Genomic DNA, 17,076 nt, shown 5'->3' with positions numbered 1-17,076 from the left:
AACGGAAAAGGCCGGATCAGCGCCGCGCGTTGGCCAGCAGCTCGGGCATGATGTCAGCGGCTTGCGCAATCTGCAGGCCGCGCGCGCGCATGTCGCGCACGAAATCGTCGTACTGGGCATCGAAGCCGGTCACGGGACTCATGCAATCGGTCAGCAGCACCAGCTGCGACAACTGGCGCGGGTCCCAGCTGGCGACGATATGCTCGGTGGTGGCGCGCACGCAGTGGCTGCCCGCTTCGCCGGTGATATACACCTGGTCGGACCCGCGCAAGAGACTCAGGAAGGCTTGATTGACCTGGGTGCTGTCGTCATCGGCGTCCGGCACCTCGGCCTGCACCGCCGAATAGTGCTCGGTCCAGGGATTGCTGCCCTTGCTGATCTTGCCCACCATGCCCAGCGCGCTGTCTTCCCACGCGTTGTAGGCGGCGCGCACGTCGGCGTGCACGTTGTGGCCCCAGGAGCCGATCTCGCAGTGCACCGGCCAGGCCATGAGCGTATAGCGGCCCGCCGCCTCCAGCGCATCGAGGTACGCCAGCACGCGCGGCAGCGCACTCGCCTTGCGCGGCAGGTACTTGCCCTGCCTGACGTCGGCCGCCGTGATCTGGGTGAACGGGTTGATCGCGCCCTGCTGCGCATCCATCCAGAAGGAACTGTGCGCCACGTCGAAGCGGTGATGCGAGTCGAGCGTGATGCTGATCGCGGCCAGGCCATCCCGCCCGCTGCGAATCAGGTCGGCCACGCGCAGCATGTCGGCGTGCGCGCCGCTGACCGGCAGCGCCGGCGCCAGTGCGGCGTTGGCGCCCACGGGTGGCGGCAGATAGTCGGCCGGCAAATCGCAGAAATCGTTTTGCGGATCGATCACGAGCAGATGGAGGTTGCGTTTCATTACCTTGTCCTTGTGAGTACAGTACGACAAGCATAAGCTACTTAATTTACTTTTGCAACTAACTATGCAATAATTTGTTCATCCGATGCTGACCTGATCTATATGAAGGAGAAACAATGTCCGGAAAATTAATTATGAGCAATGTTCAGCGCTGCGCGACGGCGGCAGGCGCATGAGCGCGGTGATCTGCACTGTCGATATCGTGCTGCTCACCCTGGTCGGAGAAGAGCTGGCCGCCGTGCTGCTGCGGCGCGAACACACCCCCTTCCAGGGCGCGCTGGCCATTCCGGGCGGCTATGTGCATCCGGAAGACGATTTGAGCGCCCACGATGCGGCCATGCGCGTCATCAAGGACAAGACCGGCATCGTCGCTCCCTATCTGGAGCAACTGGCCACCTTCTCGGGGGCCGAGCGCGATCCGCGCGGCTGGTCGTTGTCGGTCGCTCACTATGCGCTGGTACCGTACGAGCTGCTGGCTGCGCACGATGACGCCGCCGTGCATGTCGTGCCCCTGTCGCAGCTCGGACCGTTGCCATTTGACCACAACGAAATTATCGCCACGGCGCTGGAACGCTTGCGCAACAAAAGCCAGTACTCCTCCCTGCCCTGCTTCCTGGCCGGCGACACCTTCACCCTGCCGCAATTGCAGCGTATCTATGAACTGCTGCTCGGCGAGACCCTGAACAAGGTGAGCTTTCGCCGCAAGATGAGCGAAATGGACATGCTCGACCCGGTCGACGGCCAGTTCGAAGCGGCCGGCGCCCATCGCCCGGCCCAGCTGTACCGCCTGAAAGCGGCGGTCAGAAAAACCCTGACCCTGCTCGAACGGGGCCTGTAGTGGCGTTTCATGCAACAGCAATATCCTATTATCTTGCTATCCTTGCATTGCCGTCACGTATAATTATGAGACATGACTAAACGTAAACATATAAAAGAACAATCATTTCATTTGATGAGCGACTCCAACCGTACCGTAGCAATCAGTAAATTCCTGTCCCTGATTCTCCGCCACAGCCCTGGCACCATCGGGCTCGCGCTCGACCAGAACGGCTGGGCCGATATCGACGAGCTGATGACGCGCGCCGCCAAGCATGGCAAGCGCATCACCCCCGAACTGCTGCAGGAAGTCGTTGCCGACAACGATAAAAAGCGCTTTGCCATCAGCGACGACGGCAAGCGTATCCGCGCCAACCAGGGCCACTCGGTGGCCGGGGTCGACCTGGCACTGGTGCCGGTGACCCCGCCGCCAGTGCTGTACCACGGCACCGCCACGCGCTTTACCGCGTCGATCCGCGACCAGGGCCTCATTCCCGCCTCGCGCCACCATGTGCACCTGTCGGCCGACATCGCTACCGCGATGTCCGTCGGCCAGCGCCACGGCGTGCCGGTGGTGCTGACGGTCCAGGCACTCGCCCTGCATGAACAGGGGCAGGAATTTTATCTGTCCGCCAACGGTGTGTGGCTGACCGGCCCGGTGAACAAGCGCTTTATCACTTTCCCTTGATTTTTCTCTGCGGCAATTGACCGCGGCGCCCGGACAATGGCAAGGCATGCTGGTATTCGCTTTATGAAACAACAGACAAGCATTCCTTGAGTAAATATTTGATTCCAGTTCGCATGCGCTAAGGTAGAATGGCCCCTCTATTATTCAATCACCGCGCGTATCCGGTCAGCCCCGGCCAAGTCGCCTTGCGGAGCTACGACGATGTGAGTGCAGGCGCCATTTTCCGATTCAATCCAGGCTGCATGAACACGCCGCCCGCGCCGTGCGCATTGCGCGCATGCGCGCCCAACGACACTTTCCGAACGCGACCTTCCCCGCCATGAAAGCTGATAAGCATGTACCGCCCGTGACAGACCTCGATGGCAAAAAGCGGCCGCTGATCGCTATTGCCGCGTCGTTCCTGCTCGTCGTCTGCATTTCGCTGGTGGCGGTGCAGGGCTGGAGCATCTACAGCGCGCGCGAAACCCAGCTGGCGCAAAGCGCCGCGGCAACCGCCAACATGGCGCGCGCCCTGGCCGACCACGCCGACAGCACCATCGAGCTGGTCGACACCATCCTGGCCAGCGTGGTCGAGAGCGTGCAGCACGACGGCATCACCCATTACGGCGAGCGCCTCCACCTGCACCTGATCGACCACGTCAGCCGCACGCCATCGCTGCAGGGCATGTATATCTACGATGCCAGCGGCAACTGGACCCTGCACTCGCTGCGCGAGCCGATTCCGGTCCTGAATAACGCCGACCGCGAATATTTCGTTTATCACAAGACGCACAAGGACAAGCTGGCCCATGTCGGCCCGCCGATCCGCAGCCGCTCGACCGACACCTGGGTGCTGCCGGTGTCGCGCCGCCTGGAAGACAAGAACGGCAATTTCATCGGGGTGGCCCTGGCCACGGTGCAACTGAGCTTCTTCCGCACCTTTTACGACAGTTTCGACATCGGCAAGGAAGGCAACATCACGCTCGCCCTGGATAGCGGCGCACTGGTGATGCGTCGCCCTTACGTGCAAGAAAACATCGGCATGTCGATTGCCAAGGAACCCATGTTCAAGCAGTGGCGCGCAACGCCCGCTTCGCGCGCCGTGCCGGTCGACCTCGATGCGCTCGACCGCATGTACAGCTACCGTCCCCTGCGGCGCTACCCGCTGTTCGTGGCGGTGGGCCTGTCGACCGACGAGACGCTGGCGAACTGGTGGGCCAACGCGTATATCTCGACGGCGTGGGTGGTGATCCTGCTGCTGGTCCTGATGTGGATGGGCTTGCGCCTGTTCCGCCAGGTGACCCTGCGCGACGAACTGGAAGAACAGCTGCGCAACGCCCAGCTGGCGCTGGTGACCAAGAACCGCTCGCTCAAGCTGCTGGCCCGCAACGACGGCCTGACCGGGATCGCCAACCGGCGCCTGTTCGACGCCCGTCTGGACGCCGAATTCAACCGCGCCGTGCGCGACGGCACCTCGCTCGCGCTGGTGCTGCTCGACGTCGATTTCTTCAAGAAGTACAACGATCATTACGGCCATCCGGCCGGGGACGCCTGCCTGCAGTTCATCGGCCAGTGCATCCGCACCGGCCGGCGCCGCGCCGGCAACCTGGCTGCGCGCGTCGGCGGCGAAGAGTTTGCGATCCTGCTGCCCAATACCGACCTGTATGGGGCGATCGTGGTGGCCGAGTCGGTGCGCAGGTCGATTGCATCGGCCGCACGCGAGCATCAGGCCAATCCGGCCGGCATCGTCACCATCAGCTGCGGCGTGCACGCACTGGTGCCGACCAAAGGGATGGAGTCGAAACAGCTGGTCGAAGCGGCCGACAAGGCGCTCTACCTGGCCAAGTCGACCGGGCGCAACCGGGTGTGCCCGGACGCGCCAGCGGCGTCTTCGCGGCGCGAACGCGCGTCGATCCTGGGCAGCTAGGGACGGGTCGTTCAGTCGAAAGTGCACAGCGACGCGAGCGTATGGCTTGGTCCGGTCGACGGGTAAATGTTTCTTATGGCATGTTGCCTGCCGGCTTACAGCCCCCATGCGCGGGCCGCCGCCGGCTATGAAGCGGGGCACGGCTTCGAGCAGGAATGCACGGTGTTCGTGCCGCGCCAAGACCCGCTCACGAACCGCCTGATCACGACAACCCACGCCAACCTGCCCTGGTGAAACCATCCTTTTCGTCTGGCAGGGCGACCTCCCGGCACAGGAAATCTACGCCGACAAGACCGTCCCCTACCTGTAAATGCGGCGAGGCCTGAATTGTATGGGCAGATATGCTATCACTGCGAGATTTGGACAAGAAGTCATCAGCCGAAAGCTTGCCCTGTCTGCAATGGTGAATTGTTGCAATTGCCGCTGAGCGAAAAGTAAGCTGTGCTTTATTGCAGAAACAAGTCGAGCACGTAAATCCTCCCCCACGAATACATGGCATGAACATCGTCGTGGGGCACCTCGGCACCAACCGCGAATGCCCTCAACGAGCGCCGCGCCGACCAACGCTGGGCCGACCGGCTCTACGCCACCCACCCGACAGGCTAACTTTCTGCCGGCGGCGAGCGAGTCAGAATCAGGGACACCGAATGGAAAATCATATAAAAATAGAAAAGCAGGTGGTATTGGAAGCGCTCACCGAGTTGAACTGGCTGGATACTAAATTATTCAGGCTTGGAACAGCGTTTGCCGCAACCAATCCTTCTCAACAAGAAATTGCCGCATCATTGCTGAATTTTTTCATTGAAAATGATATTGGGAATAAAATAGCAAAAATAAAAATTTCCTTAAGGGAGGCAATTAAAGCTGACCTTGATTATGATGAATCAGGCATCAGCGAACTTGACCGAATGTATGAACACCGACTCGCCGAACCCTCCCCGACTTTGAGTGAACCCAAACCGGGGGAGCTTTAAGAACGAAGGCATGTCACGGTGCCCACTAGAAACATGCGCACCATACAGTTCGTCGAAGCCGCCGATGAGATCCCCGGCCTCGTCAAGTCGACGCCGCGCAAGCGGGGCTGATCCGATGCGCCGGCCTCCTCGTTCCGCGAACGCGCCCGGGTGCGCAGCCGCCAAGTCCTACGCCTCGCCGCTGCGCCAAGCCACAATATCGGCCACCGACAGCACCGGCAAGTCCCGGGCCGCCGCAAAGCCTTCGATCTGCGCCCCGCGCATCATGGTTCCGTCCGCGTTCATCAGTTCGCACAGCACGGCGGCCGGGCGCAGGCCCGCCAATAGCGCCAGGTCGACCGATCCCTCGGTATGGCCGCGCCGCGCCAGCACGCCACCAGCCTCGGCCGCGAGCGGAAAGACATGGCCCGGGCTCACCATGTCGCCCGGCTGCGCGTCTGGCGCGACCGCCGCGCGGATCGTGGCCACCCGGTCCGCCGCCGACACCCCGGTCGTCACTCCCTCCCGCGCCTCGATCGACACGGTAAACGCCGTCCCATGCCGGCTACCGTTGCGCGCGCTCATGGGAACAAGCGCCAGCGCGCTCACCGTTTCCGGCGGCAGGCACAGACATACGATGCCGCTGCATTCGCGGATCATCAACGCCATCGTTTCCACCGTCAGCCGCTCGGCCGCCACGATCAGATCGGCCTCGTTTTCGCGGTCGTGATCGTCCATCAGGATCACCGGCACGCCCGCGCGCATCGCGCCAAGCGCGGCATGGATGCGATTGGCCAGGGCGCTGGCAGGCGCGGTATCAATGTAGTCCAACATACGTTCCAACTCCCTTAGAATAGAAAAATGATCAGGCGGGCCGGGTCGCCAGCAAGCGCAGCGCCACGAAGGCGGATGACGCCACCGCGACCGCGCCAGCCAGATACACGCTGCCCACCTCCCAGCGCATCGCCACCAGCCCCGCCAGCGGCCCGCCGAGCGCCAGCGACATATCGAGGAAAGCGACATACGCCCCCATCGCGGCGGCGCGGCTTTGCGGCGGCGCGCGGCGCACCGCCTCCACCCCGAAGCCCGGAAACGCGAGCGAGTAGCCAAACCCGGTGATGGCCGCGCCAGCGCAGGCGACCAGGGCCGACGGCGCGCTCCACATCAGCAGCTGGCCGGCCGCTTCGATCAGCACGCACACCAGCGCCACTTTCGCGCCGCCGAACGTATCGGGAAGATGGCCGAACAGCAGCCGCGCGCCGATAAAGGCCGTGCCGAACGCCGTAAACGCCAGTGCCGCATCGCCCCAGCCACGGGCGGCAAACAGCAACGCTACAAAGGCGGTAATCACGCTGAACCCCATGCTCGACAGCGCCAGTCCCAGGCCGGGCAGCCATACCGCGCGCAATACTTTATAAAACGGCACGCGCACCGTGTGCGACGGTGCCAGCGCCCTCACCGGCGCGACGATGGCCAGCGCCACCAAAGGAATCGCCACGCTGGCGAGCGCAATGCCGGCAAAGCCGTAGCGGCCGTACACGAACACGCCGAGCGGCGCGCCGGCTGCATACGCGCCGTACATGGCGATGCCGACCCACGCCATGACCTTGCCCGCGTGCTGCGGCCCGGCCAGACCCACGCCCCAACCCAGCGCACCGGTCACGACCAGGCTTTCGGCGCAGCCGAGCAGCACCCGCGCACCGATCAGGATCGCCACGGCGCCGTACCCGGCCGGCGCGCCCAGCGACGCCAGGCAAGCGATACCCGAGCATGCGCCCAGCCCCAGACCAACCACTACGGCGCGCTTGGCGCCGCGCGTATCGACCGTGTTCCCGGCCCAGGCCCGCGACAACAGCGCCGCCACGAACTGGCTGCCGACCACAATGCCGATTACCAGCGGACTCATCGACAACGCCGACTGCACATGCAGCGGCAGCACCGGCAGCGCCAGGCCCAGCGTCAGGAACGCGACGAACACGGTCAGGGTGATGGGAAAAAATTCAACGAACAGGCTGCGCGGCGCGGCGGCGCCGTACGGCTGTAACTGCATGATGGCCTCACAGGAAGACGAGCAATTGCTCGGGATGTGAGAGAATACGAGCAATTACTCATATTGAAAACTCGCATTCCAAGGACCGCATGCGCCCTCTTCCCACGCCCCGCAAAGCGCCGCGCCAGGCGCGTTCCCAGCACATGGTCGAGCAGATTTTGCAGGCTACGGCTCGCATTCTCGAAGAACGCGGCTACGCCGGCATGAACACCAATGCCGTGGCCGCCCGCGCCGGGGTCAGCGTGGGATCGGTCTACCAGTATTTTCCGAACAAGGATGCGCTGATCACGGCGCTGCACGAGCGCCATGGCGCGCAGATGTACGCCGCCATCGACGCCGTGCTGGGCGGCAAAGAGCCGCGCACCCTGCGCGAGCACCTGGCAGCCATGGTGCATGCCTGGCTGGTGGCGCACCAGGTCGAACCGGAACTGCACAAGGTACTGGAAAAGGAATTCCCTTTCTTCGATGCGCCCAGCCAGGACAGTCCGGTGGACAATAATTCCTTCCAGCGCATCCTGCACCTGCTGCAACGGCACAAGGACGAGATCGGCCAGCCCGACCCCGACCTCGCCACCTGGATGCTGCTGCGCATGATGGAGTCGCTGGTGCACGCGGCCGTGATGGACTCGCCGGCGCGCTTTGCCGGCGCCGACATCGAGCGCAGCATCGTCGACGCGCTGGAAGGCTTCCTGCGCGCCGGCGCCGCCCGTCAAGGCGCGCTGGCGTAGCCGCTATCGGCCAGGAAGCGCTGGAAATCCTTGATGTTGAGAATATCGACAATCGCCTGGCGCTTGTCCCTGGCCAGCTTGTAATACGCTTCGGTGATGCGCAAGCCCATGAAATAGCCCACCCTGCGACAGATTGCCGAATCAGCGGAACAGACCGGTCAAGACTTGCTCCCGCCCGCCTCGCGGCGGATATCGTTGAGCCGGATGGTGGTCGCCAGCCCGCGGCTCAGGTCGGCCAGGGTATCGGCATCGTCGAGATTGAAATGGATATCCAGGTCGTCATGGCTCATCACCCAGATGGTCCCGTAGAACGCGCCGTACTGGCCAATCAGCGGTGCCACCAGCGCTTCGTTAATGGCAACGCCGGTTTGCGCCATCCACGCGAAATAGCGGTGCGGCTGGAGCAGCAGCTGGGTTTTCCGGTACGAAAAGCACAGCCCGCACGGGCTGTCGGAGCGGGGGAAACGCCGGCCTTCAAACGGCCCCAGCGTCCCCACTGTGGCGGCCCAGGTCAACTCGTCCAGGTCGTCGTTGTCGAAAATGCTGATGCCGGCCGACTGCGCCGAACAGCGCAGCAGCGCCTCCTCGCAACGCGCACGCAAGGTGTCGCGCAGGCTCGCGCCATCCTGCGGCATCGCGCGCGGCACGGCGCGCACCTCCGTTCGTGCCACTCCAGTGCGCGGGCGGAGTTCGAGTTGCTCGGTTGCAATGATGTCGGACGGTGTCATGCATTTCCCGGTGGGCGGCCGCTATCGGCCTGAATACCCAGCATACGCCGATTTTGTCAACTTGACGAATCGCAAACATAACCACTTGTCGCATTTACGCATATACCTGCAGTCTAAGGCGCAGCGGTCGATGCGCGCCAAGGGTTAGACAGCGCACACTGGCGCGCTGCGCCGCGCCGGATAATGGCAGCCCACGTCGAATCAAGCGGAAAATCCATGTCCACTGCCCATGCCATTGTCGTCCACGGCGGCGCCGGTACTCCCAGGGAAAATGAAGACGGCTGCACCCTGGCCGCCGGCCTGGCGCTGGCCGCCCTGCGGCGCGGCGGCGATGCGCTTGACGCCGCCGTGGCCGCCGTCGTGTCGATGGAAGACGACGGCCGCTTCAACGCCGGCACCGGCTCGGTGCTGTGCCTGGACGGCCAGAGCATCGAAATGGATGCCGCCGTCATGGATACCCGGGGGCGCCTGGGCGGCGTGGCCTGCATCACGCAGGTGAAAAACCCGGTACTGGTCGCGCGCGCGGTGGCCGACAGCCCGCACTGGCTGCTGGCCGGCGACGGCGCCACCCGCTTCGCCCGCGCCGGCGGCCACCCGCCCTTCCGCCAGCCGACCGACAAGGCGCGCGCGGCCCATGCGCGGCTGCTTGCCTCGCTGGGCGAGCGGCCCGCGTTCGCCCGCCTGTGGAACTACGAGCGTCCGCTGGACGAGGCCGGAGAGAACGCCTGCGACACGGTCGGCGCGGTGGTGCGCGGCGCCGACGGCCACTTCGCAGTAGCAAGCTCGACCGGCGGCTCGGCCCCTTCCCTGCTCGGCCGCGTCGGCGACACGCCCATCATCGGCAGCGGCTTGTATGCCGGTCCGGAGGGCGCGGTGGCGGCCACCGGCATCGGCGAGCAGATCGTGCGCCATCTGCTGGCCTTCACGGTGTACCAGTGGATCGCGGCCGGCACGCCGCTGGAGCAGGCGCTGCAGCGCGGCATCGACCTGTTCGACCCGGCGCTAGCCGTCGGCCTGATCGCGGTAAGCAACACCGACCAGGCAACGTGCAGCAACCGCGCCATGCCACGGGCAACCATCCGGGAATTCGCGTAATCGTTGTCTTACACAAGCACAGCTTGACCACCGATACGAGGCGCGCGGGGCGGCAGCGATAATGAGGCCTCTCTGAAAAACCCACACTCCGCACCCATGTCCAACATGCAAAGCACCGCGTTCGCCACGCCACCCGTCATCGCTCCGCGCCGTTGCGCGCCTGCCGCGACCAGCTGCCGTGCGCTGTACGACACTCTCTCGCAGGCCGACGCGCCTGCCGGCGCCGCTGCCGACGCCCAGGCCTACCTGGTGGGCCAGCTGGCGCGCGCCGCGTCCCACCCGTGCGACCTGCCCGACACCGCGGCCGGCCTGAACGACTGGATCGCGCCGCGCAGCGCCGCCATCGGCGCCCAGTACCAGCAATACCTCGCCAGCCGCCGCGATGGCGCCCCGCGCCGCTTCTTCACCAGCAAGGCGCATGCGCTGTACTTCCTGCGCTGCGTGGCGCCGACCAAGCTGGTGGACGGCGCCTGGCTGTACGGCGCCCTGCAGCGCTGGCAGGAGAACGACTTCCGCCCCCTGGTCAAGACCTATGTCGAGGAACTGGGTGACGGCCTGCCCGACAAGAACCATGTGGTGCTGTACCAGCGCCTGCTCGACAACCACGGCTGCGCCGAATGGGACGACCTCGATGGCGCCCACTTCACCCAGGGCGCGCTGCAACTGGCGCTGGCGCATGCGGGCGAAAGCTTCCTGCCCGAGATGATCGGCTATAACCTCGGCTACGAACAGCTGCCGCTGCACCTGCTCATCACCGCCTACGAATTGAACGAGCTGGGAATCGACCCGTACTATTTCACCCTGCACATCACCGTGGACAATGGCTCGACCGGGCACGCACGCGACGCGGTCGACGCACTGCAACGGGTGGCCGCCCGCGCCGCCGATCCGGCCGAATTCTATCGCCGCGTACGAGAAGGCTACAAGCTCAATGAACTGGGCGAAAACACCAACTCCGTGATCGCTTCCTTCGACCTGGAAGCAGAACTGGTGCGCATCCTCGCGGCCAAGGCTGTGGTCGGACAGAACATGCACAGCGACTACTGCCGCGTGGCCGGCAAAAACATCAACGCCTGGCTGGCCGATCCGCAGCAAATCCCCGACCTGCTGCGCGCCTTTGAAAGCACCGGCTGGATCAAACGCGGCGCGGCGCCCCAGGAAAGCCGCTTCTGGGGCCTGCTGCAGGGCGACCATGCCGAGATGTTCGGCGTCTTCTCAAGCTACGAGCAGCAGGTGCTGGCCGACTGGATCGCTTCCCCGGCGCAGGCGGGCGACCCCGCCACCGGCGCGCCGCGCGTGGCCTCGTTCCGCGCGCGCCAGCGCGCGCTCGCCCCGGCCCGCGGCGCGCCGCCGAAAGCCCACGGCGCGCGCGCCCTGATCCGCTATCCGTACGCCGGCCATGCCGGCGAACATGAAGCCGAAAACGACCAGCTGCGCCGCCTCGAACAAGCCGTCGCACTGGCGCCATCGACCAGCGCCGCCATGAAACTGCTGGTGGCGCACATGGCGCCATCCAGACACCACACCGCCACCGGCCTGATGGCAACGCGCATGTTCGTGCGCCTGCTCGGCTGACCGGCAAAACCACAACGACAGGAACAGCATGAGCGCCTCCATTATCTCCATCGACGGTCACCGGCTCGACCAGGCGCCGCCCATCGGCATCGCCAGCGAGGACCGCAAGGCCGCGCTGCATGCGCTGGGCTGCGCCCTGAAGCAGCACGGCTACGCCTTCACTACCGTCACCCCGCTCACCCACAGCCGCGTCAATGCGCGCCTGGCCAGCGGCTGGGCGCATGACCTGTCGGGCATCTTCGGCTGGAGCCGCGCCTTCAAGCCGGCCGTGGTCAACGCCACGCTGATGGACCTGATGCACGACGCCGAGGTGGTCAACCACGACAACGGCATGCTGCGCAGCGTGCTGCGCGCCTCCACCCTCGACGGCCAGCTGTACCTGCATTCAGCCTATCCGACCAGCGCGGCCGACGCCGTGTTCTTCGGACCCGACACCTACCGCTTCGTGCGCGCCATGCGCATCTCGCTGGCGGCGCGCAGCGCGCCAGTCAGGCGCGCGGCGGACATCGGCTGCGGCGCGGGGCCTGGCGCCATCACGATCGCGCTGGCCCATCCCGACGCCGACGTGTTCGCGGTCGACATCAACCCGGCCGCGCTGGTGCTCGCCGAAATCAACGCCCGCATCGCCGGCGTGGCCAAGCTCACGCCCGTCGACAGCAACCTGCTGTCAAGCGTCGACGGCCAGTTCGACCTGATCGTCGCCAACCCACCCTACCTGATCGACCGCGAACAGCGCGCCTACCGCCACGGCGGCGGCGACCTGGGCGCCGGCCTGTCGGTGGCCATTGTCGACGAAGCCATCAAGCGCCTCGCGCCCGGCGGCACGCTGATGCTGTACACCGGCGCGGCCATCGTGGCCAACGCCGACCCGTTCCGCCAGGCGGTCGAACCGCGCCTGCGCGCCGCCGGTTTTCACTGGACCTACGACGAAATCGACCCCGACGTGTTCGGCGAAGAACTCGACGAAGCCCCGTACGCCTACGCGGACCGGATCGCGGCGGTGTGGCTGTGCGCCACCCGCCCCGACGGCAGCGCATGAGCGGGCCCGCTCAAGCACCCCTACCGGCCGATACGCGCTGCGGCAGCCTCCTGATCATCGGCGGCAGCGAAGACCGCGAAGACGACATGCAGATCCTGGAACGCTTCATCGCCCTGTGCGGTGGGGCGGACAAGCGCATCGCGGTGCTGACGGCGGCCAGCCGCGTGCCCGAACGCATGTGGGCCATCTACGACGCCGCGTTCGGCGGCATGAATGTGACCAGCCGCAAGCCGGTGCACATCGCCAGCCGCGCCGAGGCCAACGATGCGGCCATGGCGGCCGAGGTGGCGCAGGCGGACGGCATCTTCATCACCGGCGGCGACCAGAAACGGCTGCTGGCACTGATCGGCGGAACAAAGCTCGACGAAGCGCTGCACGCGGCCCTTGCGCGCGGGGCCTGCATCGCCGGCACCAGCGCCGGCGCGTCGGCCATGTCGGCCCACATGCTGGCCGACGGCAAAGCCGACCTGCATCCGGAAAAAGGCACGGTCAGCCTGGGCGCCGGCATCGGCTTCGTGCAGCGCGTGGTGATCGACCAGCATTTCTCCGAGCGCCAGCGCCTCGCCCGGCTGCTCACCGTGGTGGCGCAAAACCCGTATCTGCTCGGCGTCGGCATTGACGAAGACACGGCGCTGCTGATCGACGCGGGCGGCGGCATCGAGATCCTGGGCGCCGGCGCCGTCACCGTCATCGACGGCCGTCACATGGTGTCGAACGTGGCCGACATCCGCCACCGCAGCGTGCCTGAAATGGTGGATGTGCGCCTTCACTTGCTGCCGTCCGGCTCGCGCTACGGCGCCCCCGGCGACACCGCAACGCCGGCGGCCTTGTCCGACTTCTTGAAAATCGTTACCAACATCGCATAAACAACATGAACATCATCGAACAGCGCGTCCTGCGCGGCCCCAATCGCTGGTCCCGGCTGACCTGCCTGCAAACCATTGTCGATGCCGGCGAGTTGCCGGGCATCGTCCCCGCCGACCTTCCCGATTTTGCCGACGCGCTGCTTGCGCAACTGCCCGGCATGGCCGGCCGGCGCAGCTACGCCACCTTGGCGCACGCGGCCGAACAAGCGGCGCTGCAACTGCAAACCTTGGCCGGTACGCCGGTCAGCTTTGGCTTGACCGGCAAAGTCGACGAGACGCACTGGCGCATCGTGGTCGCTTACCAGCGCGAGCAGGTCGCCGTCGAGGCAATGGCCCTGGCGCTCGACATGGTGCAGGCACTGGCGCGCGGCGAGGCGCAAGACTGGAGCGGGCGTCTTGAAGCGCTTCACGAAGTGGCCGAACGCGGCGCCATCGGCACCAGCACGGCCGCCGTGGTCAGCGCGGCGCAGGCGCGCGGCATTCCCGCGGTTCGCCTGACCGACGAAGCCAATCTGTTCCAGCTTGGCTGGGGCAGCCGCCAGAAGCGCCTGCAGGCGACCATCACCGGCGACACCCCCACCATCGCGGTCGGCATCGCCAGCAACAAGCAGTTGACCAAGTCCCTGCTCGAACAGGGCGGCATTCCGGTACCCAAGGGCGGTGTGGCCGGCACGGCCGATGAAGCGGTGGCGCTGGCAACGCGCCTGCGCTTTCCCGTCACCGTCAAGCCGCTCGACGCCAACCAGGGCAAGGGCGTCACCACGCAATGCATCGATGCCGGCACGGTCCGTACCGCCTTCGATTTCGCGCGCCAGTATGGCCGCCGCATCATCGTCGAGCGCTTCATCGAAGGGCGCGACTACCGGCTGCTGGTCACCGGCGGCAGGCTCGCCGCCGCCTCGCTGCGCCGCCCGCCTTCCATCACCGGCGATGGCACATCCACCGTGCAGGACCTGGTCGATCTTGAAAACCGCAATCCGGCGCGCGGCGACGGCCACGCCAACATCCTCACGCGCCTGCGGCTCGACGACCTGGCGCTGGCGCTGCTGGCGGAGCAAGGCTACGCGCTCGATTCGGTGGTGCCAAACGGCGCCGAGGTCCAGTTGCGCGGCAACGCCAACCTGTCCACCGGCGGCACCGCCGAAGACGTGACCGACCTTGTGCACCCTGCCACGCGCGAAATGTGCATCCGCGCCGCACAGATCATCGGCCTGGACGTGGCGGGCATCGACGTGATCTGCAGCGACATTGCGCTGTGCCTGCGCGCCCAGCGCGGCGCCCTGATCGAAGTGAACGCCGCACCCGGCATCCGCATGCACGAATACCCGAGCCAGGGCCAGGCCCGCAATGCCGGCGAGTCCATCGTCGAGGCGATGTTCGGCGAGAGCGACGGCCGCATTCCCGTCATCGCCGTCACCGGCACCAACGGCAAGACCACGACCTCGCTGATGATCGCGCATGCCGCCCGCCTGGCCGGCCTGCGCACCGGCGTGACCACCACCGAGGGCGTGTTCATCGACGGCCACCAGATCATCGATGGCGACTGCGCCGGCTACCATTCGGCCCGCACCCTGCTCGCCACCCCCAGCGTCGATATCGCCGTGCTGGAAACGGCGCGCGGCGGCATCCTCAAGCGCGGCCTGGCGTTCGACCGCTGCGCGGTGGCGGTGGTGCTCAACATCTCGGCCGACCATCTGGGGCTCGATGGCGTCGAGACCGTGGCCGAACTGGCAGCGGTCAAGGCGGTGGTGGCCAATGCCGCTTCGCGCGCGGTGGTCCTGAACGCCGACGACCGGCTGTGCGTGGCGATGAGCGCCCAGGTGTCGGCCGACGTGGAGCGCATCTTCTTTTCCATGGAGCCGGAAAACCCGGTCCTGCTGCGCCACCTCGACAACGGCGGGCGCGCCGCCTGGTTCCAGGAAAATGCGCTGATCCTCGACGACGGCTCGCGCAGGCTGGAACTGCTGCGCGCAGAGCGCATGCCGGCGAGCCTGCACGGCCACGCGCGCTACAACATCGCCAATGCCCTGGCTGCGGCGGCGGCCCTGATGGGGGCGGACTTTACCCCTGCCCAGATTGTCGCCGGCCTGTCCACGTTCGTATCGGACCGCGACAACAATCCGCTGCGCTCGAACATCTACAGCGCACAGGGCGTGACCATCGTGGTCGACTACGCGCACAACCCGGCGGCCTATGCGGCCATGGCGTCGATGGCGCGGTCGCTCTCCGGCGGGCGCCGCATCGCGGTGCTCACCTGCCCCGGCGACCGGCGCGAGGCCGACCTGCTCGACATCGGCCACACCTGCGCCGAAGGTTTCGATGAACTGTTCGTGTACGAAGCCGATCCGCGCGGGCGCGCCAGCGGCGAGACGGCGCGCACCATTCTCGATGGCGCGCGCCGCGCCGGGAAAGAAGACCACCTGCTGCACGCCATCGTGCCGGTCAGCGATGCGTTCACGGCGGCGATGGCGCGCTGCCAGCCGGGCGACGTGCTGGTGTTCGCCTGTGGCTCGGCCGCCACCGCCTTGCGCGAGACGGCGCGCTACGTCGACCTGGCGCCAGGGCTGCCTGCCGCCGCGCCATCAATACATCAGGCGACCGTCCCGCTTGAATAAGGCAATGTCCACGAATTCGGACATGGTGCTCTTGCGGTCGGACGACATGATCGTCATGCCGCCGATGTCGATCGGGGTGCGGCTGGCGGCCATCGTCTGCAGGGCGCCGCGCCCGCCCGCTTCCATCTGAATCGCCTTGACCAGCGTCTTGGCGACGGCGAAGCCTTCGAGCGTGATGGAAGATACCGGCTCGTCGCGGAATTTTTTCATCATGTCGATATGCTCGGACTGCAGCCTTGAGGCGGTACTGCCCGGATTGGGCACCACCTGCGAAAACACGGTCCACTCGGTGGCACGGGCGCCGGCGATTTCGCTCAAGGTGGCCAGGTTGATCAGCGAGGTGCCGGCGACAAACGTGCTCGCATCATGCTTGCGGAAGGCCTTGAGGAACTGCGATGCGCCGATGGTATCGGCGATCATCAGCACCACTTTCGCGCCGGAGGCACTTAACTGCTTCGCATCGGCCTCGATATTGGCCGACACGCGCGCGGTACCGGCCAGGGTCATGCCGCGCTTGCGCACTTCCTCGGCCACCATCTGGTAAGTCTTCTGGTTCTGCGGCGTGTCCTGCAGGACGATGCCGACCTTCTTGAGTCCCAGCTTGTCGAAGTAGGCGAGGATGAACTGGCACTCGCGCTCCATGCTGGGACGCCAGAAAATGACGCGCCCGCGCGGCGCCGCGAAGGCGTCGGTCAGCGGCGCAAACAGCACGTGGCGCGAGTCGGCAAAGGCCGGCGCGGCCAGGATGGCCTGGGTCGACTCGGCTCCGATGGCGCCGAGCAGGAAATTGGCGCGGTCCTGCTGGATCAGGGAACTGGCCAGCCTGGCCGATTCGGCCGCCACGCCGCGGTCGTCGCGCACGGTGTAGACAATCTTCCTGCCGTTGATGCCGCCCTTGACGTTGATGCTGTCGAAATAGGTGGTGATGCCGGCCACGTAATCGCGGCCGATGCTGCCGTTGGGACCGGACAGGTCGATCGCATGGCCGACCACGATCTGCTCGGCGGCACTGGCGCGGGTGGCCAGCAGGGTTAAACAGACGCTCATTGCCAGCCACAGGGCACGGATACAGGACTTCACGGTCGACTCTCGGGGGTGAAAACCGCGATGGTACGCACGAGGTATGACAGG

17 protein-coding genes are annotated in these 17,076 nt (G+C 65.9%); 11 read left to right on the top strand and 6 right to left on the bottom strand.

The annotated features are described in order from the left end of the window. Positions 1-16: 16 nt before the first annotated feature. Positions 17-886: a cysteine hydrolase family protein gene (locus RBA41_RS22290; RefSeq protein WP_306626443.1), complete on the bottom strand. Its 870-nt coding sequence runs from the start codon at positions 884-886 to the stop codon at positions 17-19. Between the two features lie 172 nt (positions 887-1,058). On the opposite strand from RBA41_RS22290, the gene RBA41_RS22285 reads away from it, so the two are divergent. The 5 genes from RBA41_RS22285 to RBA41_RS22265 all read left to right on the top strand — a co-directional run bounded on the left by RBA41_RS22285 (position 1,059) and on the right by RBA41_RS22265 (position 5,270). Next, entirely contained in the window at positions 1,059-1,724 is a 666-nt protein-coding gene (locus RBA41_RS22285) for an NUDIX hydrolase (RefSeq protein WP_306626442.1), read from the top strand. Positions 1,725-1,838: 114 nt separating this feature from the next. Beyond that, on the top strand, positions 1,839-2,390 hold the full coding sequence (locus RBA41_RS22280) for an RNA 2'-phosphotransferase (RefSeq protein WP_306626441.1): 552 nt from the start codon (positions 1,839-1,841) through the stop codon (positions 2,388-2,390). A 346-nt stretch (positions 2,391-2,736) separates the two neighbouring features. Further along, on the top strand, positions 2,737-4,296 hold the full coding sequence (locus RBA41_RS22275; protein WP_306626440.1) for a sensor domain-containing diguanylate cyclase: 1,560 nt from the start codon (positions 2,737-2,739) through the stop codon (positions 4,294-4,296). 66 nt (positions 4,297-4,362) lie between these two features. Then, positions 4,363-4,530: a hypothetical protein gene (locus RBA41_RS22270; protein WP_306626439.1), complete on the top strand. Its 168-nt coding sequence runs from the start codon at positions 4,363-4,365 to the stop codon at positions 4,528-4,530. 413 nt (positions 4,531-4,943) lie between these two features. Further along, positions 4,944-5,270, top strand: a complete 327-nt coding sequence (locus RBA41_RS22265) for a hypothetical protein (RefSeq protein ID WP_306626438.1) — start codon at positions 4,944-4,946, stop codon at positions 5,268-5,270. 168 nt (positions 5,271-5,438) lie between these two features. Here the strand turns inward: RBA41_RS22265 and ribB are convergent, their stop codons facing one another. Then, positions 5,439-6,083 carry a 3,4-dihydroxy-2-butanone-4-phosphate synthase gene (gene ribB / locus RBA41_RS22260; RefSeq protein ID WP_306626437.1) on the bottom strand — a complete coding sequence of 215 codons (645 nt, stop codon included), beginning with the start codon at positions 6,081-6,083 and terminating at the stop codon, positions 5,439-5,441. Positions 6,084-6,114: 31 nt separating this feature from the next. Further along, positions 6,115-7,299, bottom strand: coding sequence for an arabinose transporter (locus RBA41_RS22255; protein WP_306626436.1), 1,185 nt, complete (start codon positions 7,297-7,299; stop codon positions 6,115-6,117). A gap of 89 nt (positions 7,300-7,388) precedes the next feature. Between RBA41_RS22255 and RBA41_RS22250 the strand changes: the two genes are divergently transcribed. Beyond that, on the top strand, positions 7,389-8,027 hold the full coding sequence (locus tag RBA41_RS22250) for a TetR/AcrR family transcriptional regulator (RefSeq protein ID WP_306626435.1): 639 nt from the start codon (positions 7,389-7,391) through the stop codon (positions 8,025-8,027). On the opposite strand, the gene RBA41_RS22245 is transcribed toward RBA41_RS22250, so the two are convergent. Then, positions 8,009-8,137, bottom strand: coding sequence for a hypothetical protein (locus RBA41_RS22245; protein ID WP_306626434.1), 129 nt, complete (start codon positions 8,135-8,137; stop codon positions 8,009-8,011). The genes RBA41_RS22250 and RBA41_RS22245 overlap by 19 nt on opposite strands. A gap of 48 nt (positions 8,138-8,185) precedes the next feature. Further along, positions 8,186-8,755, bottom strand: coding sequence for a hypothetical protein (locus RBA41_RS22240; RefSeq protein ID WP_306626433.1), 570 nt, complete (start codon positions 8,753-8,755; stop codon positions 8,186-8,188). Between the two features lie 216 nt (positions 8,756-8,971). Between RBA41_RS22240 and RBA41_RS22235 the strand changes: the two genes are divergently transcribed. The 5 genes from RBA41_RS22235 to cphA all read left to right on the top strand — a co-directional run bounded on the left by RBA41_RS22235 (position 8,972) and on the right by cphA (position 15,945). Continuing rightward, positions 8,972-9,850: an isoaspartyl peptidase/L-asparaginase gene (locus tag RBA41_RS22235; protein WP_306626432.1), complete on the top strand. Its 879-nt coding sequence runs from the start codon at positions 8,972-8,974 to the stop codon at positions 9,848-9,850. A 96-nt stretch (positions 9,851-9,946) separates the two neighbouring features. Beyond that, a complete protein-coding gene (locus RBA41_RS22230; RefSeq protein ID WP_306626431.1) occupies positions 9,947-11,425 on the top strand; it encodes an iron-containing redox enzyme family protein in 1,479 nt (492 codons plus the stop codon). A 28-nt stretch (positions 11,426-11,453) separates the two neighbouring features. Beyond that, positions 11,454-12,464, top strand: a complete 1,011-nt coding sequence (locus RBA41_RS22225; protein ID WP_306626430.1) for a methyltransferase — start codon at positions 11,454-11,456, stop codon at positions 12,462-12,464. Beyond that, positions 12,461-13,330: a cyanophycinase gene (locus RBA41_RS22220; protein WP_306626429.1), complete on the top strand. Its 870-nt coding sequence runs from the start codon at positions 12,461-12,463 to the stop codon at positions 13,328-13,330. The genes RBA41_RS22225 and RBA41_RS22220 overlap by 4 nt, the downstream gene beginning before the upstream one ends. 5 nt (positions 13,331-13,335) lie before the next feature. After that, entirely contained in the window at positions 13,336-15,945 is a 2,610-nt protein-coding gene (gene cphA / locus RBA41_RS22215; protein ID WP_306626428.1) for a cyanophycin synthetase, read from the top strand. Here cphA and RBA41_RS22210 read toward each other — a convergent pair. Further along, positions 15,913-17,025: an ABC transporter substrate-binding protein gene (locus RBA41_RS22210; protein ID WP_306626427.1), complete on the bottom strand. Its 1,113-nt coding sequence runs from the start codon at positions 17,023-17,025 to the stop codon at positions 15,913-15,915. The two genes, cphA and RBA41_RS22210, sit on opposite strands and share 33 nt — an antisense overlap. Positions 17,026-17,076 lie beyond the last annotated feature (51 nt).

The organism is Massilia scottii (assembly GCF_030846495.1).
Taxonomy (GTDB): Bacteria; Pseudomonadota; Gammaproteobacteria; order Burkholderiales; family Burkholderiaceae_D; genus Telluria_A; species Telluria_A violaceinigra.
The sequence above is the reverse complement of the archived record's forward strand: the minus strand, read 5'-3'. Positions and strand labels throughout refer to the sequence as shown.